Origin of the sequence: Burkholderia sp. S171, assembly GCF_009766085.1 — a bacterium.
Taxonomy (GTDB): domain Bacteria; phylum Pseudomonadota; class Gammaproteobacteria; order Burkholderiales; family Burkholderiaceae; genus Caballeronia.
Genome location: NZ_LMUF01000030.1, coordinates 654,881 through 675,377, shown reverse-complemented (window position 1 = coordinate 675,377; position 20,497 = coordinate 654,881). Strand labels below are relative to the sequence as shown.

General features: G+C 61.5%; 15 protein-coding genes. 5 read left to right on the top strand and 10 right to left on the bottom strand.

Annotation, left to right across the window (positions count from 1 at the left end; translation table 11 throughout):
• Positions 1-3 precede the first annotated feature (3 nt).
• The 6 genes from GSQ93_RS16865 to rpsB all read right to left on the bottom strand — a co-directional run bounded on the left by GSQ93_RS16865 (position 4) and on the right by rpsB (position 5,281).
• On the bottom strand, positions 4-837 hold the full coding sequence (locus GSQ93_RS16865; protein ID WP_158936773.1) for a phosphatidate cytidylyltransferase: 834 nt from the start codon (positions 835-837) through the stop codon (positions 4-6).
• Positions 831-1,613 (bottom strand): polyprenyl diphosphate synthase, encoded by a 783-nt coding sequence (gene uppS, locus GSQ93_RS16860; RefSeq protein ID WP_158936772.1) that lies wholly within the window; start codon positions 1,611-1,613, stop codon positions 831-833. Before uppS ends, GSQ93_RS16865 begins: the two co-directional genes overlap by 7 nt.
• 64 nt (positions 1,614-1,677) lie before the next feature.
• Complete coding sequence (gene frr / locus GSQ93_RS16855) at positions 1,678-2,238, bottom strand: ribosome recycling factor (RefSeq protein WP_158936771.1); 561 nt, start codon at positions 2,236-2,238, stop codon at positions 1,678-1,680.
• A gap of 95 nt (positions 2,239-2,333) precedes the next feature.
• Positions 2,334-3,047 (bottom strand): UMP kinase, encoded by a 714-nt coding sequence (gene pyrH, locus GSQ93_RS16850; RefSeq protein WP_158936770.1) that lies wholly within the window; start codon positions 3,045-3,047, stop codon positions 2,334-2,336.
• Between the two features lie 330 nt (positions 3,048-3,377).
• Positions 3,378-4,259 carry a translation elongation factor Ts gene (gene tsf, locus GSQ93_RS16845; RefSeq protein ID WP_158936769.1) on the bottom strand — a complete coding sequence of 294 codons (882 nt, stop codon included), beginning with the start codon at positions 4,257-4,259 and terminating at the stop codon, positions 3,378-3,380.
• A gap of 269 nt (positions 4,260-4,528) precedes the next feature.
• Positions 4,529-5,281: a 30S ribosomal protein S2 gene (rpsB, locus tag GSQ93_RS16840; protein WP_158936768.1), complete on the bottom strand. Its 753-nt coding sequence runs from the start codon at positions 5,279-5,281 to the stop codon at positions 4,529-4,531.
• Positions 5,282-5,738: 457 nt separating this feature from the next.
• Between rpsB and map the strand changes: the two genes are divergently transcribed.
• The 5 genes from map (at position 5,739) to GSQ93_RS16820 (ending at position 12,181) form a co-directional block, all read left to right on the top strand.
• The gene (gene map, locus GSQ93_RS16835; protein ID WP_158936767.1) at positions 5,739-6,548 is read left to right on the top strand and encodes a type I methionyl aminopeptidase; all 810 of its coding nucleotides are present in this window, start codon (positions 5,739-5,741) and stop codon (positions 6,546-6,548) included.
• Positions 6,549-7,059: 511 nt separating this feature from the next.
• Positions 7,060-9,645, top strand: coding sequence for a [protein-PII] uridylyltransferase (locus GSQ93_RS16830; protein WP_158936766.1), 2,586 nt, complete (start codon positions 7,060-7,062; stop codon positions 9,643-9,645).
• 208 nt (positions 9,646-9,853) lie between these two features.
• Complete coding sequence (locus GSQ93_RS38690; protein WP_367889757.1) at positions 9,854-10,837, top strand: hypothetical protein; 984 nt, start codon at positions 9,854-9,856, stop codon at positions 10,835-10,837.
• A gap of 137 nt (positions 10,838-10,974) precedes the next feature.
• Positions 10,975-11,724 carry a pseudouridine synthase gene (locus GSQ93_RS38685; RefSeq protein ID WP_346730465.1) on the top strand — a complete coding sequence of 250 codons (750 nt, stop codon included), beginning with the start codon at positions 10,975-10,977 and terminating at the stop codon, positions 11,722-11,724.
• 217 nt (positions 11,725-11,941) lie between these two features.
• Positions 11,942-12,181 (top strand): hypothetical protein, encoded by a 240-nt coding sequence (locus tag GSQ93_RS16820; RefSeq protein WP_031364003.1) that lies wholly within the window; start codon positions 11,942-11,944, stop codon positions 12,179-12,181.
• 245 nt (positions 12,182-12,426) lie between these two features.
• On the opposite strand, the gene def is transcribed toward GSQ93_RS16820, so the two are convergent.
• The 4 genes from def to smc all read right to left on the bottom strand — a co-directional run bounded on the left by def (position 12,427) and on the right by smc (position 20,199).
• Positions 12,427-12,960, bottom strand: a complete 534-nt coding sequence (def, locus tag GSQ93_RS16815; protein ID WP_158936764.1) for a peptide deformylase — start codon at positions 12,958-12,960, stop codon at positions 12,427-12,429.
• Positions 12,957-15,062 carry an NAD-dependent DNA ligase LigA gene (gene ligA, locus GSQ93_RS16810; protein ID WP_158936763.1) on the bottom strand — a complete coding sequence of 702 codons (2,106 nt, stop codon included), beginning with the start codon at positions 15,060-15,062 and terminating at the stop codon, positions 12,957-12,959. Before ligA ends, def begins: the two co-directional genes overlap by 4 nt.
• A 133-nt stretch (positions 15,063-15,195) precedes the next feature.
• Positions 15,196-16,446, bottom strand: coding sequence for a cell division protein ZipA C-terminal FtsZ-binding domain-containing protein (locus tag GSQ93_RS16805; protein ID WP_158936762.1), 1,251 nt, complete (start codon positions 16,444-16,446; stop codon positions 15,196-15,198).
• A gap of 237 nt (positions 16,447-16,683) precedes the next feature.
• A complete protein-coding gene (smc, locus tag GSQ93_RS16800) occupies positions 16,684-20,199 on the bottom strand; it encodes a chromosome segregation protein SMC (RefSeq protein ID WP_158936761.1) in 3,516 nt (1,171 codons plus the stop codon).
• Positions 20,200-20,497: the final 298 nt, after the last annotated feature.

Genomic DNA, 20,497 nt, shown 5'->3' with positions numbered 1-20,497 from the left:
CGATTAGCCGATTGACTGGGCAACAGGACCGAGCAACAGGAGTGCGATCGGCAATACAGGCAACAATGCGTCGATCCGGTCAAGGACGCCACCGTGCCCGGGCAGCAATCCGCTCGAATCCTTGACGCCGGCCTGGCGTTTCAGCAGAGACTCGAAAAGGTCGCCAATTACGCTGAATACGGTCAGCACCGTTAACGAAAGGAGCGCGCCAGCCCAGCCGAGGTGCTGCACCAGCGCCGAAAACAATGTTGGCGCGAAAACCAGCGTAGCCGCGCCCGCCGAGCCTACGATCATCACTGCCAGCCAGCCACCCAACGCGCCTTCGCGGGTTTTACCGGGGCTGATGGACGGCGCAAGTTTGTGACGACCGAACGCTTTTCCGGCGAAGTATGCGCCAATGTCGGCCAGCCATACGACTAGGAGAAGCGATATCACAAACGCCACCCCCACCGTACGGGCTGCAACCAGCGCGTGCCAGCAGGCCACGAACGTCACAATGCCGGCAAACAGCAGGAACACGCGCCACGCGCCGTCGGCAAGCGCCGGCTTGCGCACGAGCGCGAACGGGCCTGCCAGCACCCAGAATATGGCTGCCATCTGATACAGCGGTTTGTAACCCAGCCCGAGCCGCGTGCTGGCGATCAGCGCCATGCCGGCAATCACCGCGTACACCACCGGCGACCTGCCGGTAAGCTTGAGCAGCCGCGCCCATTCCCAGGCAGCGAAGATAACCACAACGGCAATTAATGCCGCAAAAACGCCCACCGGCGCGAAAAACGTGATTGGCAGCAGCACTGCCAGCAGGACGATTGCCGTGATGACACGGGTCTTTAGCATGAAAGGGTGTCGGCCTTCTGCGATTGCGGTTCGAGTTGCGCGCTGGTCCGCCCGAAGCGGCGTTCGCGCTCAGCATACGATTCGATCGCGCGAGCCAGTGCTTCGGCGTCGAAATCGGGCCAGTAGGTATCGGTGAAATAGAGTTCGGTGTACGCCATCTGCCACAGCAGGAAATTGCTGATGCGCTGCTCCCCGCCCGTCCGGATGAACAGGTCCGGCTCCGGCGCATAGGCCATGGCGAGGTGCTGCTCGAACGAAGCTTCGTCGACCGGAACGACGCGGCCTTCCTGAACCGACTGCTCGGCCAGCTTTTTCGCCGCCTGCATGACGTCCCAGCGGCCGCCATAATTCGCCGCGATGGTCAGAGTCAGGCGTGTATTGCGCGCCGTCTTGGTTTCCGCGCGCTGGATCAGCGCACGGATGCGGTCGTCGAACATGGAGGTGTCGCCGACCACCCGCAAACGGATGCCGTTGGCGTGCAGCTTGCCGACTTCGCGCTCCAGCGCCGTCACGAACAGGCGCATGAGGAACGAGACTTCGTCGTTTGGACGACGCCAGTTTTCGGAACTGAAAGCGAACAGCGTCACGAATTCGACGCCCTGGCGCGCACAGCTTTCGACCGTTGCCCGCACGGCGTCCACGCCGCGCGTATGGCCGGCCACGCGCGGCAGGCGCCGCTGCGTTGCCCAACGGCCGTTGCCGTCCATGATGATCGCGATATGGCGCGGGACAGCCGCGACATCGGGCACGCGAACGGTAGAGCTGGTATAGGTCATGGCCGCTGAATCTAAGTATCGACAGAGTGACGCGCCGGCACGACGCAAGAGACCGGAAACGGCCTCAAACCGTCATGATTTCGGCTTCTTTCGACACAACCAGCTTGTCGATTTCGGCGACGTTTTTATCGGTGAGCTTCTGGACGTCATCGCTTGCACGACGTTCGTCGTCCTCGGAGATTTCCTTGTCCTTCACGAGCCTCTTCAACTGCTCGTTGGCGTCGCGACGCAGATTGCGCACGGCAATCTTGGCGTTTTCGCCTTCGCTCTTGACGACCTTCGTCAGTTCGCGGCGGCGTTCTTCGGTCAGCGCGGGCATTGGCACGCGGATCTGATCGCCCTGGTTCGACGGGTTCAGGCCGAGATCCGAATCACGGATCGCCTTTTCCACCACCGGCACCATCTTCTTTTCCCACACCTGCACGCCGATCGTACGAGCGTCGACCAGCGTCATGTTCGCGACTTGCGAAATGGGCACGCTCGAGCCGTAGTAATCCACCTGGATATGGTCCAGCAAGCCCGTGTGGGCACGGCCCGTACGGATCTTTGCGAGATCGTTCTTGAACGCATCGATCGACTTTTGCATCTTCTGATCGACGCTCTTCCTAATGTCAGCCACACTCATTTGAGCCTCCGTACTTTTATTGCGTGCAGTGCTGGCGGTGGCGGCGCAGTTCCTTCGGAGCGCGCCCGCCCTCGCCCTTTTGTCACCGCGAGAGTTTACACGTGGACGAGCGTACCTTCGTCGTCGCCCTGAACGATGCGCTTGAGCGCGCCCGGCTTATTGATCGCAAACACGCGAATTGGCAGCTTCTGGTCGCGGCACAGCGCAAACGCCGTCGCGTCCATTACCTGCAGATTCTTGCCGATCGCTTCGTCAAAACTGATCGTGCTGTAGCGTGTGGCGGTCGGGTCTTTCTTGGGATCGGCGGAATATACACCGTCCACTTTGGTCGCTTTCAGCACGACTTCTGCACCAATTTCCGAGCCGCGCAACGCAGCGGCGGTGTCGGTGGTGAAAAACGGGTTGCCCGTACCCGCCGCGAAAATGACCACTTTGCCTTCCTCGAGCTGGCGGATGGCGCGCGGGCGGATGTACGGCTCGACCACCTGGTCCATGCGCAGCGCGGACTGCACGCGCGCTTCGATACCGGCGTGGCGCATGGCGTCCTGCAACGCGAGCGCATTCATCATGGTTGCGAGCATGCCCATGTAGTCGGCCGTCGCACGGTCCATACCGGCCGCACCGCCCGCCACGCCGCGAAAAATATTACCGCCGCCGATAACCACTGCGAGTTGCGTGCCCATGCGCACCACTTCCGCGACGTCTGCCACCATCCTTTCGATTGTCGCGCGATTGATGCCGAAGGCATCGTCGCCCATTAGTGCTTCGCCGGAGAGTTTGAGGAGTACGCGTTTGTAGGCTGTGGGCATATGAGGGTTCCGATCGCGCCGAGAGGGAGTGCAACAACGTAGAACTGTAGGGGTGAAACGATATTTCCGGCAAGCATCCCATATTGGACAAGCCGCGGCGGCGTAACGGATTAACCCGGGAGTGAACTTGAATTAACCCCGGTTTGCCCGTCCGGCACGGTTTTGACCGCCATGAGGGCGCGAGACAGACGTTCCGCATTCGGGAACGCCGGACTCGCATTTAGCTGCTTTTCACTGCATTTTTGACTCGGCGGCCAGCGCGGCTGCATCGAGCGGCCCGGTTGAACGGGCCGGCTGATGCTGCGCAGCGCTGACCGCCGTTTTGAAGCTTTAGCCTTGCTTGGCGGCGGCAACTTGCGCGGCCACTTCGGCAGCGAAGTCGTCCGTACGCTTTTCGATGCCTTCGCCGACCACGAACAGCGCAAACTTCTGAACCGACGCGCCTGCTGCCTTCAACATTTGTTCGATCGTTTGCTTGTCGTTCTTAACGAACGTCTGGTTCAGCAGCGACACTTCCTTCAGGTACTTCTGGACGCTGCCATCAACCATCTTGGCGACGATTTCAGCCGGCTTGCCCGATTCCGCGGCCTTTTGCTCGGCGATGCTGCGTTCCTTCGCGATCAATTCCGCCGGAACGTCGTCCGACGACAGCGAAACCGGCTTCATTGCAGCGACGTGCATGGCAATGTCCTTGCCGACCTGCTCGTCCGGGCCCGTAAATTCAACCAGCACGCCGATACGCGTACCGTGAAGATACGAAGCCAGCTTGTTAGCGGATTCAAAACGCACGAAACGGCGAATTGACACGTTTTCACCAATCTTGCCGACCAGCGCGAGGCGCACGGCGTCAACCGTCGAGCTTTCCAGCGGCAGCGCGCCGAGGGCGGCGACATCGGCCGGATTGTTCTTCGCCACGATCTCGGCAACGGTCTTGCCGAATGCCAGGAAGTCGTCATTCTTGCCGACGAAGTCGGTTTCACAATTCAGTTCGACGAGCGAACCCACGCCGCCGTCAATGTGCGCCGTGATGATGCCTTCAGCCGTCACACGTGACGCCGCCTTGCTTGCCTTGTTGCCCAGCTTCACGCGCAGCAGCTCTTCAGCGCGCTCCATGTCGCCTTCAGCTTCCGTCAACGCCTTCTTGCATTCCATCATGGGCGCGTCGGTCTTTGCGCGCAGTTCTGCCACCATGCTTGCGGTAATTGCCGCCATCATTTGCTCCTTGAGTCTGTGCCGTGCTTTCACACGTATCGCACTATTGACACGCGCCGCCGGCGAGAAATGCCCGCGGCCAGAATGGGGGTGCTGCCTGGGGTGTTGCCCGATACTTCACAAATACGTCACGACTGTTTCGCGTTCAGCTGCTCACGAATACTGCCGTTGTTACTTTACGCTGCAGTTGCGGCCGGTTAAAAAAAGGGGGCCTTTCGCAAAGCCCCCTTTCTTGCCGGATACATCACGTCGGCGTCGTATGCAGAGACTTACGCTTCTGCGTTGACTTCCACGAAGTCGTCGCCGTCACCACTGCGAACTGCCTGCACGACTTCGTTCACGGCGCTCGAACGGCCTTCCAGGATCGCGTCGGCCACGCCCTTCGTGTACAACATGACTGCCTTGCTGGCGTCGTCGTTACCCGGGATCACGTAGTCGATGCCTTCCGGCGAGTGGTTCGTATCAACCACAGCGATAACCGGAATGCCCAGCTTCTTGGCTTCGGTCACGGCAATCTTGTGGTAACCCACGTCAACCACGAAAATTGCGTCCGGAATGCCGCCCATGTCTTTTACGCCACCGATCGACTTGATCAGCTTGGTCATTTCACGTTCAAACAGGAGCGCTTCCTTCTTGCTCATGCGTTCCGTTTCGCCCGCTTCCAGCGCTGCTTCCATGTCCTTCAGGCGCTTGATCGATACTTTGAGCGTCTTGAAGTTGGTCAGCATGCCGCCGAGCCAGCGTGCATTCACGAAAGGCATACCCGCGCGCTGCGCTTCTTCTGCCACCGTGTCACGCGACTGGCGCTTCGTGCCAACGAACAAAATCGTGCCGCGATTTGCTGCCAGTTGACGCACGTACTTCAGCGCGTCGTTGTACATCGGCAGCGTTTTTTCGAGGTTGATAATGTGAATCTTGTTGCGATGACCGAAAATGAACGGGGCCATCTTCGGGTTCCAGAAGCGAGTTTGGTGACCAAAGTGGACACCGGCTTCCAGCATTTCACGCATTGTTACTGCCATGAGAATTTCTCCGCGAGGGTTAGGTCTTAAGCCGGCTGCCGCATCGGGCGCCCCGTGTTTCTTAGCTTTTCGGAGCGCCGGACACCCTGGGTGCGCCGGCTTGCGATTCAAGTCCGATCTTCCTTCACGCCTTTTCCACCGGCTCCCCGTAAAAACGCATGGTTTTCAGGAAAGTCGCATTGAGAAGACGATTACAAAGTAGATGCAGACTTAGCCAGCGAGTATATCACGCTCAAATGGCACGACTCAAGATGCCTGCTCACTCGGATATGCGACCGGACTGGCTTTCTCCAACCGCCCTACCGTGTATCGCGGCTGCCCATGTGATCGGTAAATTCGTGTGCCAACTGCTCTAAAACCGCTGCGCCGGCCCGCGCCCGGGTGCGGCGAGCCCTGTAAGGTGCGATAATGGTCGATTGGCGATAACAGCCGCTTACACGCATTCTCGATACAAGTCATGTCCATTACGCTGAAAAACGATCACGATATCGCGCAAATGCGCGTCGCCTGCCGACTTGCCAGCGAAGTGCTCGACTTCATCACGCCGCATATTGTTGCAGGCGTGACGACGGGCGAGCTCGATCGCCTCTGCCACGAGTACATGTCGAAGGAACAGGGCACGGTGCCCGCCCCGCTGAATTACCAGCCGCCGGGCTATCCGCCGTACCCAAAGGCCACCTGCATCTCCGTGAACGACGTGATTTGCCACGGCATTCCTGGTGACAAGGCGCTGAAAAACGGCGACGCGCTGAATATTGACATCACCGTGATCAAGGAAGGCTATTTCGGCGATACCAGCCGGATGTTCCTGGTCGGCGAAGGCTCGATTCTCGCGAAACGTCTGGTGCAAACCACGTTCGACTGTATGTGGCTCGGTATCGACCAGATCAAGCCGGGCGCGCATCTGGGCGATATCGGGCACGCCATCCAGAAATATGCCGAAGCGCAAGGCTACAGCGTTGTGCGCGAGTATTGCGGCCACGGCGTGGGCAAGGTATTTCACGAAGATCCGCAAGTGCTGCACTACGGCCGGCCCGGCACGGGCATCGAGTTGCAGGCGGGCATGATCTTTACCGTCGAACCCATGATCAATGCCGGTCGCCGCGATATCCGCACCATGCCTGACCAATGGACCGTCAAGACGCGCGACCGCAGCCTGTCCGCGCAATGGGAACATACGGTGCTGGTTACGCCGACGGGCTATGAAGTGCTGACCGTGTCGGCGGGCACGCAAGCACCTTCGGAACTGATCGCCGCAGCGGCTTGAAGCGCATGAAGCGGGCTTGATGGAAAACGCGGAGCACGTGGTCTGCCGTTGAAAGGCCCGGTTTTTGACACTGCAGGGGGTGGCCGAGCCGTGCGCGCATCGTGTTTCGGCCGATATCGCCGGTACCCAAGCGAGTCGAATCTCGCTATTTGGGTTTCGCTCCGTGGGGTGTGCTCCGCCCATCGGGTGCTTTTCACGCCGCGAATTGTTGTCGTTGAGTTGTGCCTGATCTTGAGTCGTGTCGGATCAAGCCAGTTATTTCGCCCGGTTTAAAGACAGATTAAGCTTGCTGTATAGAGTGGTGCAGGGAGCCCGCGGTATCGCGCCTTGATCCGCCCCCAACCACTCAAGCTTGCGGTCAAAGCGGGTCAGAAAGCAGCTTCGTTGCACGCCGCATGCAGCCCGTGTCGAGGTACGCACTGACCGCATTACCGTGACCTGATTAAAAACCGGCGAACCCTCTGTTCGCTACGAGCAATTTTCACCCACTGACTTGACGACCCGCCTACCCATGAGCGTACCTGCCGACGCCCCAACCCGCGCTGATTCGTTGAAAGCCTCGTACAAGACGGCCAAGGCCGCCCTGCTCGAGCGCTTCCAGAGCGCGACCAACGTCGACGGCCTGATGCACGCCCTCGGGCGCGCGACCGACGACGCGCTTCGAGGCGCATGGGAAGCCTGCGCGATGCCGAACTCAGCAGCGCTGATTGCGGTCGGCGGTTACGGACGCGGCGAACTTGCTCCGTATTCTGACGTCGATATCCTCGTGCTCCTGCCCGACGATGAAACGCCCGAGCACACCGCTTCGCAGGCCGCGCGCATTGAACGGTTGATTGGTATGGCGTGGGATCTTGGCTTGGACATTGGCAGCAGCGTGCGATCGGTGACGCAGTGCATCGATGAAGCCAGCAACGACATCACCATCCAGACCTCACTACTGGAAGCGCGACGGATAGTAGGCAGCGAAAACCTGTTCGAGACGTTCGAACAGCGGTATCGGCAGACGCTTGATCCGCGCGCGTTCTTCCAGGCGAAGGTTTTGGAGATGCGCCAGCGGCACGCCAAGTATCAGGACACGCCGTACAGCCTTGAGCCGAATATCAAGGAAAGCCCGGGCGGACTTCGCGATTTGCAGCTCATTTTATGGATCTCGCGCGCGGCCGGTTTCGGCAGCAGTTGGCGCGAACTGGATTCGCGCGAGCTCATCACCGAACGCGAAGCCAGCGAACTGCGCCGCAACGAAGGCTTTCTGAAGACCCTGCGCGCACGGCTGCACGTGATTGCCCGGCGGCGCCAGGACATCCTCGTCTTTGACTTGCAGACGGCGCTGGCCGAAAGCCTCGGCTACAAAGCGACGTCGTCCAAGCGCGCAAGCGAACAGCTCATGCGCCGCTATTATTGGGCCGCCAAAGCCGTGACGCAGCTTGCCACCATCCTGATCCAGAACGTGGAAGCCCAACTGTTTCCATCGACGAGCGGCATTACGCGTGTGCTCAACGAGCGCTTCGTCGAGAAGCAGGGCATGCTGGAAATCGCCAGCGACGACGTTTTCGAACGTGAACCCAACGCTATTCTCGAAGCGTTCCTGCTGTACGAACAGACGCGCGGCATCAAGGGTTTATCCGCCCGAACGCTGCGGGCAATCTATAACGCACGCGACCTGATGGGCCGCGACTGGCGGCGGGCCCCCGAGAACCAGCGTCTGTTCATGGAGATCCTGAAGCAGCCCGAAGGCATCACGCATGCGCTGCGGCTGATGAACCAGACAAGCGTGCTGGGGCGTTATCTGCTCAACTTCCGGCGCATTGTCGGCCAGATGCAGCACGACCTGTATCACGTCTATACCGTCGATCAGCACATCCTGATGGTCTTGCGCAATCTACGGCGCTTTGCGCTGGCCGAACACGCGCACGAATACCCCTTCTGCAGTCAGTTGATGGGCAATTTCGAGCGCCCATGGGTGCTTTATATTGCGGCGCTTTTTCACGATATCGCCAAGGGCCGCGGCGGCGATCACTCCGTGCTCGGCATGGCGGATGCACGGCGTTTTTGCCGTGAACACGATGTTGGCGCGGACGACAGCGACCTGGTCGTGTGGCTGGTGGAACAGCATCTGACCATGAGCCAGGTGGCCCAAAAGCAAGATACGAGCGATCCGGAAGTCATCAAGCAATTTGCATCGATGGTTAATACCGAGCGCCGCTTGACCGCGCTGTATCTGCTGACCGTCGCCGATATCCGCGGCACCAGTCCCAAAGTCTGGAACGCGTGGAAAGGCAAGCTGCTCGAGGATTTGTACCGCGCCACACGGGCTGTGCTCGGCGGCGCCGAATTACACGCGCACTCGGAACTCAAGTCGCGCCAGGAAGACGCGCTCGCGTTATTGCGCCTTGAAACCGTGCCTGAAAACGCTGAGAAAGCGTTGTGGGACAAGCTCGATGTCGGCTATTTCCTGCGCCACGACGCCGCCGATATCGCCTGGCAAACCCGCGTGCTGTATAAGCACGTGGAGAGCGAAAAGCCGATCGTGCGGGCGCGACCGTCGCCGATTGGCGCCGCGCTCCAGGTGCTGGTGTACGTGCAGGATCGGCCCGATTTGTTCGCCGGAATTTGCGCGTATTTCGACAAAAACGGCCTGTCCGTGCTTGACGCACGCGTCACGACTACGCGGCATGGCTACGCGCTGGACAATTTTCTGGTCGCGCATCCCGACCATGACGGGCATTATCGCGACATTGCGAATCTCGTCGAACAGCAGCTGAGTACGCTGTTGACCGCTGAGGGCATCTTGCCGGAACCGTCGAAGGGACGCGTTTCCAGGCTTGTGCGCACTTTTCCGATCACTCCGCGCGTGGATTTGCGTCCCGACGAACGTGGTCAGTATTACATCCTGTCCGTGTCTGCTAACGACCGGCAGGGCCTCCTTTATTCGATCGCGCGGGTTCTAGCCCAGCACCGGATCGGCGTCCACGCGGCGCGGATCAATACGCTTGGCGAACGCGTGGAAGACGTGTTCTTGCTCGACGGCAAAACCCTATCCGACAACCGGACGCAGATCCAGGTCGAAACCGAACTGCTGCGCGCGATCGCAGCCTGAGAATATATGCGCGTCAAACTGACAGCGAAGCACCCGCGCCCGGCATCGCCGGCACGTTCCCCCGTTCGTACCGGCAGCGCTGCCGGACGGAAAAAGCCACCACGCGCCGAGATGGCGCCCGGCGATCGGCCAGTGCGTAGCGATAAACCGGCAGGCGGTGCACGGCCGGCGGGTGCGGGTGAGCGAAAGCCCTTCAAGGCGCGTAGCGATGGTGCGGGTGATCGCGGGCCGCGGCCATCGTTTGGGGATCGTGGTGCTCCGCGTGGTGATCGGCCTTCTGGTGATGGCGAACGTCGCCCGTTTACACCGCGTGGCGATGCGCCGCGTGGTCCGAGCAGCGATCGTGGGCCTCGGCCTTCGTTTGGGGACCGTGGTGCGCCGCGTGGTGATCGGCCTTCCGGTGATGGCGAACGTCGTCCGTTCACGCCGCGTGGGGATGCTCCGCGTGGTCCCAGTGGTGATCGTGGGCCTCGGCCTTCGTTTGGCGATCGTGGCGCTCCGCGTGGTGATCGACCGTCTGGCGATGGCGAACGCCGTCCGTACGCACCACGTGGCGATGCGCCGCGTGGTCCGAGCGGCGACCGTGGTCCGCGTCCGTCCTTCGGCGACCGTGGCGCTCCGCGTGGTGACCGGCCTTCCGGCGATGGCGAGCGCCGTCCGTTCACGCCCCGTGGTGATGCTCCGCGTGGTCCGAGCGGCGACCGTGGTCCGCGTCCGTCCTTCGGCGATCGCGGCGCTCCGCGTGGTGACCGTCCATCCGGCGATGGCGAACGCCGTCCGTTCACGCCCCGTGGAGATGCGCCGCGTGGTCCGAGCGGCGACCGTGGTCCGCGGCCTTCGTTTGGCGATCGTGGCGCTCCGCGTGGTGATCGGCCTTCCGGCGATGGTGAACGCCGTCCGTTTACGCCGCGTGGCGATGCGCCGCGTGGTCCGAGCGGCGACCGTGGTCCGCGTCCGTCCTTCGGCGACCGCGGCGCTCCGCGCGGCGACCGCCCGTCAGGCGATACCGAACGCCGTCCGTTCAAACCCCGCGATGATTCGCGCGGCCCGGGCAGCGATCGCACGCCCCGCCCATCGTTTAATGACCGCGGCGACCGTGGCGCTCCTCGCGAACGCAACCACGCGCACGATGGCAGCCCGCGTCCGGCTCCCACCGATCGCCAACGGCCTTCGAGCGATAGCCCTTACGTAGCACGCGACACATCTGGACGGTTCGGAGACGATCGCAAACCCGCCCCGCGCAAACCGGTATCGAAGCCGTCAAAACCGCGTGACGCCGACGCCCCTCCCTCACCCGCGCGCATCGCACGTGAAAATGAAGAAGGACTCGTGCGCTTGTCGAAGGTGATGTCGGAGCTCGGCCTGTGCTCGCGCCGCGAAGCCGATGAATGGATCGAAAAGGGCTGGGTTCTGGTCGATGGCGAGGTCATCGATACGCTCGGCACCAAGATTCGTCCCGACCAGAACGTTGAAATTGCACCTGCCGCGCACGCGGCCCAAATGCAGCAGGTCACTATCCTGATACACAAGCCGGTTGGCTACGTATCGGGTCAGGCGGAAGACGGTTATCAACCGGCTGTCACGCTGGTCAATCCGTCCAACCATTGGGCCGACGACCAGTCCGGCATCCGCTTCACGCCGCTGCATCTGCGCACGCTCGCACCGGCGGGCCGTCTGGATATCGATTCGACCGGCCTGCTCGTCCTGACCCAGGATGGCCGGGTGGCGAAGCAACTGATTGGCGGCCATTCGGACGTCGATAAGGAATACCTGGTGCGCGTGAAATTCGGCGAGCACGAAGTCGATATCGAACCGCACTTCCCGCCTGAAAGCCTCGCGCTGCTCCGTCATGGACTCTCGCTCGACGACGTGCCGCTCAAAACGGCGCAGGTCAGTTGGCAAAATGGTGAACAGTTGCGATTCGTGTTGCGTGAAGGCAAAAAGCGCCAGATCCGCCGGATGTGCGAGCTGGTTGGGCTGGAAGTGGTTGGCCTGAAGCGGATCCGGATGGGCCATGTAACGCTCGGCGCCCTGCCGCCGGGCCAGTGGCGTTATCTGGGCGCGGACGAAGCGTTCTAAAACAACCTCGCCGTCTTCTCCGCGCACCTCAAAACGTCGCGGAAAAACGATGAAATTGTTACCAATCGATGCGAACGGCACCCGCCGATCGCATCGATTTTTTTTTGGCCAACTTTTTGGCTAAAGAAAATATGACGCATGACCGTTAGTCAGGTACACGCGCAATTTACCGCTTTGAGTCGCGTGTGCTTGGGCGTTGAGCTACTGGAGAATTGCCATGTCCGTTGAGATCATTGTTCGCGAAACCAAAACCGGCCTCGAAATCGTCAGCGGCCGACGTCGACTCGATGCGCTGCTCGCCGTGCGCGACGAAGTCGTCGTGACGAGCCCGGGCGTGGGTGAAGTTGTCATCGCGCGTTTGCCGGATGGCCGCTTGCAGGCATCGGCGAATCCGGAGCACATTGCTTTGTTTCGCCAGCCGGAAATGGCGTCGGGGCCGAAGAAAAGCTTCGCTTGAGAATGAAGCCGCCGGGCTTTGGCGGGTGTTGATCTCTTTCGATTCCTTGATGCATGATCGATCCGGCTAAATGGTCGGATCCTGTGCGGCACGGGTGAGCACGTCGCCAATTGATCATGCGCCGCGACAAAAGCTGCACCTCGCCCAACCACCTCGCTAAACAAAAGGGCCGCGATTCTTCGCGGCCCTCATTTCGTCCAGCGGCTGAACAGCCTGTCAAATCAGCCGTTCACCCCCTCTATCGATCAATCGTCGCTTTTCGGATCGAGTCCTGGAAACAGGACCTCGGTGAAGCCGAACTTCGAGAAATCCGTGACGCGCATGGGATAAAGCTTTCCGATCAGGTGATCACATTCGTGCTGCACGACGCGTGCATGAAAGCCCTCAGCCAGCCGTTCGATGGGTGAGCCGTATTGATCGAATCCCTGATAGCGGATCATGGAATACCGCTGCACGGCGCCGCGCAGGCCCGGCACCGACAAACACCCTTCCCAACCTTCCTCCATGTCATGCGAGACGGGCGTGATGATCGGGTTGATCAGCACGGTTTCCGGCACCGGAACGGCCTCCGGATAACGATCGTTGTGCGCGAAACCGAAGATCACGACCTGCAAATCCACGCCGATCTGCGGTGCGGCCAGCCCTGCACCGTTTGCGTGGCGCATGGTGTCGAACATGTCTTCAACAAGAGCGTGCAGCTCCGGGGTATCGAAGTGATCGACCGGTTCGGCGATGCGCAACAAGCGCGGATCGCCCATCTTGAGGATTTCGTGAATCATGGTGTTTCTCCCTCCAAAAGCTTGCGCATACCCTCTTCGTCGAGCACCGGGACGCCGAGTTCCTCAGCCTTCACGAGCTTGCTGCCCGCCTCCGCCCCCGCCACCACGTAATCCGTCTTCTTCGACACCGATCCCGCCACTTTCGCGCCCGCCGCCTCCAGCATCTCCTTTGCGTCTTCGCGGGAGAGAGTAGGCAGCGTGCCGGTAAGCACGACAGTCTTGCCGGCGAGCACGCCCTGCAGCGCCTTCGGCGCGGGCGGGCCTTCGGGCCAGGTTACCTTTCCCGGCGCGCGCAACTGCTCGATCACCATCTGGTTATGTTCTTCGCTGAGAAAATTGTGCAGCGACTCGGCCACGACCGGGCCTACGTCGTTCACTTCCAGCAATTCCTCGACGCTCGCCGCCATGATCGGATCGAGCGAGCCGAAATGCTTGGCCAGATCCTTCGCCGTCGATTCCCCGACGTGACGAATACCGAGCGCGTACAGAAAACGCGGCAGCGTGGTCTGCTTCGCCTTTTCGAGCGAATCGTACAGATTTTGGGCAGATTTATCGGCGAAACGGTCCAGCGCGGCAAGCGTGGCCACGCCGAGATTGAACAGGTCCGCCGGCGTGCGCACAATATTCTCGTCGACCAGCTGGTCGATGATCTTCTCACCCAGCCCGTCGATATCCAGCGCGCGCCGTTGCGCGAAATGCCACAAAGCCTGCTTGCGTTGCGCGGGACAGATCAGGCCGCCCGTGCATCGCGCAATGGCTTCGTCAGGAAGCCTTTCGATCTTCGATCCGCATACCGGGCACTCGGTCGGCATCACGAATTCGCGGGCATCGTCCGGACGGCGGTCGAGGATCGCACCGACCACTTCGGGGATGACATCGCCAGCACGCCGCACGATCACCGTATCGCCGATACGAATGTCCTTGCGCCGAACCTCGTCCTCGTTATGCAGCGTGGCATTCGTTACCGTCGCGCCGCCGACGAACACCGGCGTAAGCCGCGCGACCGGTGTAATGGCGCCCGTGCGGCCGACTTGCACGTCGATAGCCAGCAACTGCGTGAGCGCTTCCTGCGCGGGAAACTTGTGCGCGAGCGCAAAGCGTGGTGCGCGCGAAACGAAACCCAGCTTGTCCTGCTCGTCGCGCTGGTTGACCTTATAAACCACGCCATCGATGTCATACGGCAAACCATCGCGTTGCTCGCCCGTCTTGCGGAAGAACTCGAGCAGACCTTCAGCGCCTTGCACCACGCCGCGCTCCGCGTTGACCGGCAGGCCCATTTCCTTGTACCAGTCGAGCAGCGCCGAATGCGACGGCGGCATCGCGGCGCCATCCAGCACGCCGATGCCATACGCGAAAAACGACAACTGGCGCGCCGCGGTCATCTTGGGATCGAGTTGCCGCAAACCACCCGCCGCCGCATTACGCGGATTCGCAAACTCGCGTTGTTCAGCCTCCCGCTGCCGCGCGTTGATCTTCGCGAAATCGCGCTTGAACATGAGCACTTCGCCGCGCACGTCGACCCGCTTCGGTACGTTCTTGCCCTTGAGTTTCAGGGGAATCGAACGGATCGTGCGGACGTTTTCCGTGACCTCTTCCCCCGTCGCACCGTCGCCGCGCGTGGCCGCCTGAACGAAGATGCCGTCGTCATAACGCAGCGAGATGGCCAAGCCATCGAATTTCAGTTCGCACGCGTATTCCACGGGCGTGTGACCCAGCGTGTCGGCGACGCGTTTATCGAACGCGATAATGTCTTCGTCGGCGAAACCGTTATTCAGCGAGAGCATGGGCACGTCGTGCGTGACCGGCTGAAAACCCGTTGCAACCTGACCGCCGACGCGTTGTGTAGGTGAATCCGGCGTAATCAATTCGGGCTGATCGATCTCGATCTGCTGCAGTTCCTTGAACAGGACGTCGTATTCGGCGTCCGGCAGATCCGGCTGATCGAGAACGTAATACGCGTAGTTGGCGCGCTCGAGCTCGGTGCGCAGCCAGACAGCGCGCTCAGCCGGCCGCTCGGCACTGGCGATGGGCGCGCCGTGTGCTGCGGAAGCAGCAGAGGCAGCGGAATCAGCTTTGGAAGCAGCTTTCGGTTTGGCAGACATGCGGCGAGACAGGCTAGAAAGTTAGAAGAAACCGACCTGTTGATTGTCTCAGAGATCGGCTGATCGTGGCATCGGCCGTGTGGCCGATGCCTTACGAAAATCGCTAACTAATTAACCGGTGCCGCCGTAAGATTTATTGGCTGAACAGGCGCCGCGTGGCGGGGGAGCCAGCCGGAATACCCGCCTGTTCGAGCTTCGCGTACAGCGTCATCAACTGCTTTTCAATCGCCAGCAGCGACGATTCCGGCAACGGCCGGCGCTGATCGTCCACCACGCGCGCGCCGATGCGCTCGGAGAGAGACTTCGCGTAATCGCACATCAGGCGGAACGGCAGGATGTCTTCGTCGGCCACCGGCACGTCCAGCACCAGCGTGATCATCTGGCCACCCTTGTAGGTCAGGTCGTCGCGCAGGAAGTTGGTATCGCCGAAAAGCAGCATGAACACCGGATTCTGGCGCGCATCGAGTTTGACAAAGCGCGTACCGTCGCGCGACAGCAGCAAACCATCCTGCGAGGCCACCGCCTGCACGTAGTTGGCCGACCACGGTGCGCCGTCGGAGAGAATGTTGATCGACAATTGTGCGTCGCATTGAGCCGCGAACGCGTCGAGTTCGCGCGCCATGCCGACCGTTTCCAGCATGTCGGGAAATTCGGGCGAACCGTCGATACCATCGGCGAAACGCTGCACGCCCGTGACGAACTCCGAGAACTCCAGTTCGTTCAGCGGGCCGCCGCGATTGGCCAACTGCGCCGCTGCGCGCAACTCTTCATAACGCGCGCCGTTCTTGAGCAATTCCCAGGTCGTGGCGCCTTCCGGCTTGCCTTCTATATGCACGGGCTTCGCGCCCGCGCGGCGCAGCTTCTGCGCGCTCGGGATGAGCTTCTCAGCGGGAATGGGGGCAAGCAAACGGATCGGCACCACGCAATCGATCCGACGGTCGACAATAGCCGGCGGCGCCGATGAAATCGTGGTCGCGGCGGGCAAAACGGGGTCGTCATCGTCGGCCAAAATAGGCGACGTAGCCGACGAATCCGTCTGCGGGAAATCGCCATTCACCGAGGTCGATTCAGCCTGGATATCCACCGCGGTATCGGCCGGCGCGACAGTCGAGAGCGGCGCACCGCCGAAACTCGGCTCGACCCGCGTGTCCGCCGCCTCGCCATCGCCCTCGCCCATGGCGGGTTCACGCCGCACCGGGCGGGTAGGTTCGATGAACGGCTGCTCCTCGTCGGCGTCGCTGCGTGCAAGCAACTCCGCCGCTTCGTCAGGCATCGGGCGCGGCATCTTGCGGCGCACTTTGGCGCCCTGCCACGCGTTGTACACCACCACGCCGCCTACCACCACGGCTCCTGCTCCAATCAACCCGAGCGTCAACTCGTCCATGCACTCTCCGTCATTCTTTTCTGGTTGCGCTCTCAGCGCGCTTGGCGAGCGCTATTGAGGCATCCGGCGCTCGATTGAGCGCTTGTTGAGCTTACGCTGCGCGATCTGCGCCCCACGCACTTCCGGATTGTCGTCCGAACTGCGCGAGTCACTCCGCGCCTGCGCGCCAAAACCGGCCTCCCAGGCCGGTTTTCCCCACTTTTCTGCTGTCCGTTCTAAAAAAGCCCGGCCAAACGTTCAAGCATTCTGGGCGAAACCCGCCGCGGATTCCATATCCACGGCAACAATCCGCGAGACGCCCTGTTCCTGCATCGTCACGCCGATCAATTGTTGCGCCATTTCCATCGCGATCTTGTTGTGCGAGATGAAGAGGAACTGCGTCTTCTCGGACATCGCCCGCACCAGATTCGCAAAGCGCTCTGTGTTGGCGTCGTCGAGTGGCGCATCCACTTCGTCCAGCAGACAGAACGGCGCCGGATTCAACTGGAACATCGCAAACACGAGCGCGGTGGCGGTCAGTGCCTTTTCGCCGCCCGACAGCAAGTGAATAGTCGAATTCTTCTTGCCCGGCGGTTGCGCGAGCACCTGCACGCCGGCATCGAGGATTTCGTCGCCGGTCATCACGAGTTTCGCCTGACCACCGCCGAACAGACGCGGGAAAAGCTCGCCGAAATGACGGTTCACTTCGTCGAACGTGCCTTGCAGCAACGCACGCGTTTCCTGGTCGATCTTGTGGATCGCGTCTTCCAGCGTGCCAATGGCGTCGTTCAAATCCGCCGATTGCGCGTCAAGGAAGTCCTTGCGCTCGCTGGCCGCGGCGAGTTCGTCGAGCGCCGCCATGTTCACGGCGCCAAGCGCCGCGATCGCGTTATTCAGCCGTGTCACTTCGCCTTGCAGATACGAAGGTTTCAGATCCGGCGTGAGCTTGGCCTGCAACTCGGCTTCATCGACACCGGCCGCCGCCAATTGCTCAATGAACTGCTCGCCGCTGATCCGTGCCGCCTGCTCCTTCAACTGCAATTCATTGATCTTGTCGCGCAACGGCTGCAGCGAACGTTCTGCGATAAGCCGCAATTCGTCGGCCTGACGCAGTCGCGCGGTGAGATCGTCGAGTTCGATGCGGGCCGATTGCAACGCCGCTTCCCGCTCCGCGCGCAATTCGAGCGCGTCCTGCAAACCGGTATGCGCCGTTTGCTCGTTGATCGTTTCGAGTTCGGCGCGCGCGTCTTCCAGTGCACCAGCCACGCGTTCGCTCTGATCCTTCGCCGTGTCGATGTTGCGCCGGTATTCCTCGATCTTCGCCGCCAGCCCACGTGCCGCAAAACTGGCGTCGGTGGCTGCGCGTTCGAGGTCGCGCGCTTCCTGGCGCGCGTGGGTCAGCGCTTCGTCGAGGGCTTCGAACGCCAGTTGATGATCTTCGAAGCGCGCCTGCAACTCGGCGAGTTCGCCGTCGTGGCGCTCGAAATTTGCTTCCGATTCAGCACGCAACGCGCGCTGCTCATCGATTTGCGCGGTGATTTCGGACAGTTCCTCGCGGATCTGCGTGCTGCGCTGCATGTAGCGCTCTTGCGCCTGCGCAAGCTTCAACACGTCCATTTGCAGCGCGTGGACGCGTTGAGTCGCGCGCTCGGCGGAGGAGCGGGCATCGCCCAGACTTCCCGCCGCCTGCGTGTGCGCCGCTTCCGCTCGTACAGCAGCAGCTTTGGCTTCATCGGCGAGCAGGGCTTGCGCACGCACTTGCTTCGTCAGGTTTTCGATTTCCTGCTGGCGGGCGAGCATGCCGGCCTGTTCGGAGTCGGCGGCGTAGAGCTGCACGCCAACCCGCGTCACCACATGGCCCGCTTTCACCACGAACGCAGCGCCGTCCGGCAATTGCGAACGCGACGCCAGCGCCTGGGCGATGTCATCGGAGACAAAAATGTTGCTCAGCCAGTCGGTCAGGACGGCGCGCAGACCAGCGTCGTCAATACGGATCAGCGCAAGCAGCGGCCGCAAGCCAGCGGGCGTTTCCTGCGGACGGCCGGCGTTGGGCGGTGCATAGAACGCGAGCTTGGCAGGCGGAGCGTCGGTCGCGAACGCCTTCACCCAGTCGAGATTCGATACTTCCAGTGCCGCGATCCGCTCACGCAAAACCGATTCCAGCGCCGTTTCCCAGCCCGCTTCAACGTGCAGCTTTTTCCACAGGCGCGGCAACGAACCGAGCTCGTGTTTGTCGAGCCACGGCTGGATCTTGCCTTCGGTCTGGACGTTTTCCTGCAACTGTTTCAACGCCGCGAGCCGCGCTTCGAGCTGGTGATTCTGCGCGCTTTCGGCCTGCACTTTCTCTTGTGCCGCGCGCCGCTCGCCATCCAGGCGCGGCAGCGTGTCCTGCGCGTCGGAGAGGCGGCCTTGAGCCTCAGCGAGAATTTCTTCGTGTTCGGCCAGCTGCATGCGCAACTCTTCGAGCTGCGCTTCATCGGGCGCATCCAGGCCGCCCGCTTCGCTTTTCAAACGTTCGTGGCGCTGCTGCAATTGCTGCAGTTGCTGATCGGCGTTGCGCTGATGCGCGGCCTCGAGTTTCAACGCTTGCTCAGTCTGCGCGATACCGCCGCGCTCCGCGTTCAACTCGGCCTGGGCGTCGCGGAAACGCGCTTCGAGCGCGGGCAATTCGTCATGTTTCGCGGCAGCCGTTTCCTGCGCGATCGCCGCCTTTTCCTCGCCGATAGCCAGCGCCTCTTCAGCATCCGTGATCTCGCCGCGGGCTTTCTCGGCTTGCATCTGCCATTGATCGCGCTGAGCGCTCAACGCGGCAATCTGCGCCTGCACCCGGTTGCGCGATTCCACGATAAAGCGGATCTCCGCCTCGAGCTTGGCCACTTCCGAGTTCGCTTCGTACAGCGAGCCCTGAGCACCCTGCATGGCGTCGCTCGCGCTGTAGTGCGCCACGCGCAACGTTTCCAGTTGCGCTTCGACTTCGCGCAGCTTGGCGGTTTGTGCTTCGAGTTCGATCTGCGCGTCGCTGATCGCACGCTGCTGGCGCTCCGACTCGTTGCCCGCTTCGTTCTTGCGCAACAACCACAGGAGCCGTTGTTTTTCTTCGCCGTCGGCCTGCAGCGCCTTGTATTTCGTCGCGACAATCGCCTGGGCCTCAAGCTTCTCCAGATTCGCGCTCAACTCGCGCACGATGTCTTCCACGCGGGTCAGGTTCTCGCGGGTATCGTGAAGGCGGTTCTCGGTTTCGCGGCGGCGTTCCTTGTACTTGGAAACACCAGCTGCTTCTTCCAGGAACACGCGCAGTTCTTCCGGTTTCGCTTCGATGATCCGCGAAATCATGCCCTGCCCGATGATCGCGTAGGCACGCGGCCCGAGGCCCGTGCCCAGGAAGATGTCCTGGATATCGCGGCGCCGGGCTGGCAGGTTGTTGATGTAGTAGCTCGACGTGCCGTCGCGCGTGAGGACGCGCTTGACGGCGATTTCGGCGTAGGTGCCCCACTGGCCCCCGGCGCGGCCGTCGGCGTTATCGAAGATGAGTTCGACGCTGGCACGGCTGCCCGGCTTGCGCGCCGTGGAGCCGTTGAAGATCACGTCCTGCATCGACTCGCCGCGCAGCTCGGAAGCGCGCGATTCGCCGAGCACCCAGCGCACGGCGTCGATGATGTTGGATTTGCCGCAGCCATTCGGGCCCACCACGCCGACAAGCTGGCCTGGGACCTGGAAATGGGTGGGATCGACGAAGGACTTGAAGCCAGCGAGTTTTATCGAGGTCAGACGCACGGCGATATCGCTGATTGAAAAGAATTCGGGAGAACGGGCCGGCGGGGCCTCCGAGCCGTGATGCTTGTGCGGCAGGAGATAACGACTAACGCCGGTCGAAAACGCTCGGGCGGTGGGTCGAACGCCGTCGAATTGAAGCGGCGGTGCGCAACCCGTGGTGCTCTTGCTCGACGGCTTATATAGATAACTACAAGCAACGGCGAGCGCGCAACCCGGCGAACGGTGACAATCATACCATCGCCAGTCTTGAATTCTTTTGGTTTGCTGACACGGGGGTTTCTGCTCGCAACGGTGGGCC

Excerpts from the sequence above, each read along its gene's own strand:
- GSQ93_RS16865 (WP_158936773.1), bottom strand. The coding sequence starts at position 837 with ATGCTAAAGACCCGTGTCATCACGGCAATCGTCCTGCTGGCAGTGCTG.
- uppS (WP_158936772.1), bottom strand. The coding sequence starts at position 1,613 with ATGACCTATACCAGCTCTACCGTTCGCGTGCCCGATGTCGCGGCTGTC.
- frr (WP_158936771.1), bottom strand. The coding sequence starts at position 2,238 with ATGAGTGTGGCTGACATTAGGAAGAGCGTCGATCAGAAGATGCAAAAG.
- pyrH (WP_158936770.1), bottom strand. The coding sequence starts at position 3,047 with ATGCCCACAGCCTACAAACGCGTACTCCTCAAACTCTCCGGCGAAGCA.
- tsf (WP_158936769.1), bottom strand. The coding sequence starts at position 4,259 with ATGGCGGCAATTACCGCAAGCATGGTGGCAGAACTGCGCGCAAAGACC.
- rpsB (WP_158936768.1), bottom strand. The coding sequence starts at position 5,281 with ATGGCAGTAACAATGCGTGAAATGCTGGAAGCCGGTGTCCACTTTGGT.
- map (WP_158936767.1), top strand. The coding sequence starts at position 5,739 with ATGTCCATTACGCTGAAAAACGATCACGATATCGCGCAAATGCGCGTC.
- GSQ93_RS16830 (WP_158936766.1), top strand. The coding sequence starts at position 7,060 with ATGAGCGTACCTGCCGACGCCCCAACCCGCGCTGATTCGTTGAAAGCC.
- GSQ93_RS38690 (WP_367889757.1), top strand. The coding sequence starts at position 9,854 with ATGGTGCGGGTGATCGCGGGCCGCGGCCATCGTTTGGGGATCGTGGTG.
- GSQ93_RS16820 (WP_031364003.1), top strand. The coding sequence starts at position 11,942 with ATGTCCGTTGAGATCATTGTTCGCGAAACCAAAACCGGCCTCGAAATC.
- def (WP_158936764.1), bottom strand. The coding sequence starts at position 12,960 with ATGATTCACGAAATCCTCAAGATGGGCGATCCGCGCTTGTTGCGCATC.
- ligA (WP_158936763.1), bottom strand. The coding sequence starts at position 15,062 with ATGTCTGCCAAACCGAAAGCTGCTTCCAAAGCTGATTCCGCTGCCTCT.
- GSQ93_RS16805 (WP_158936762.1), bottom strand. The coding sequence starts at position 16,446 with ATGGACGAGTTGACGCTCGGGTTGATTGGAGCAGGAGCCGTGGTGGTA.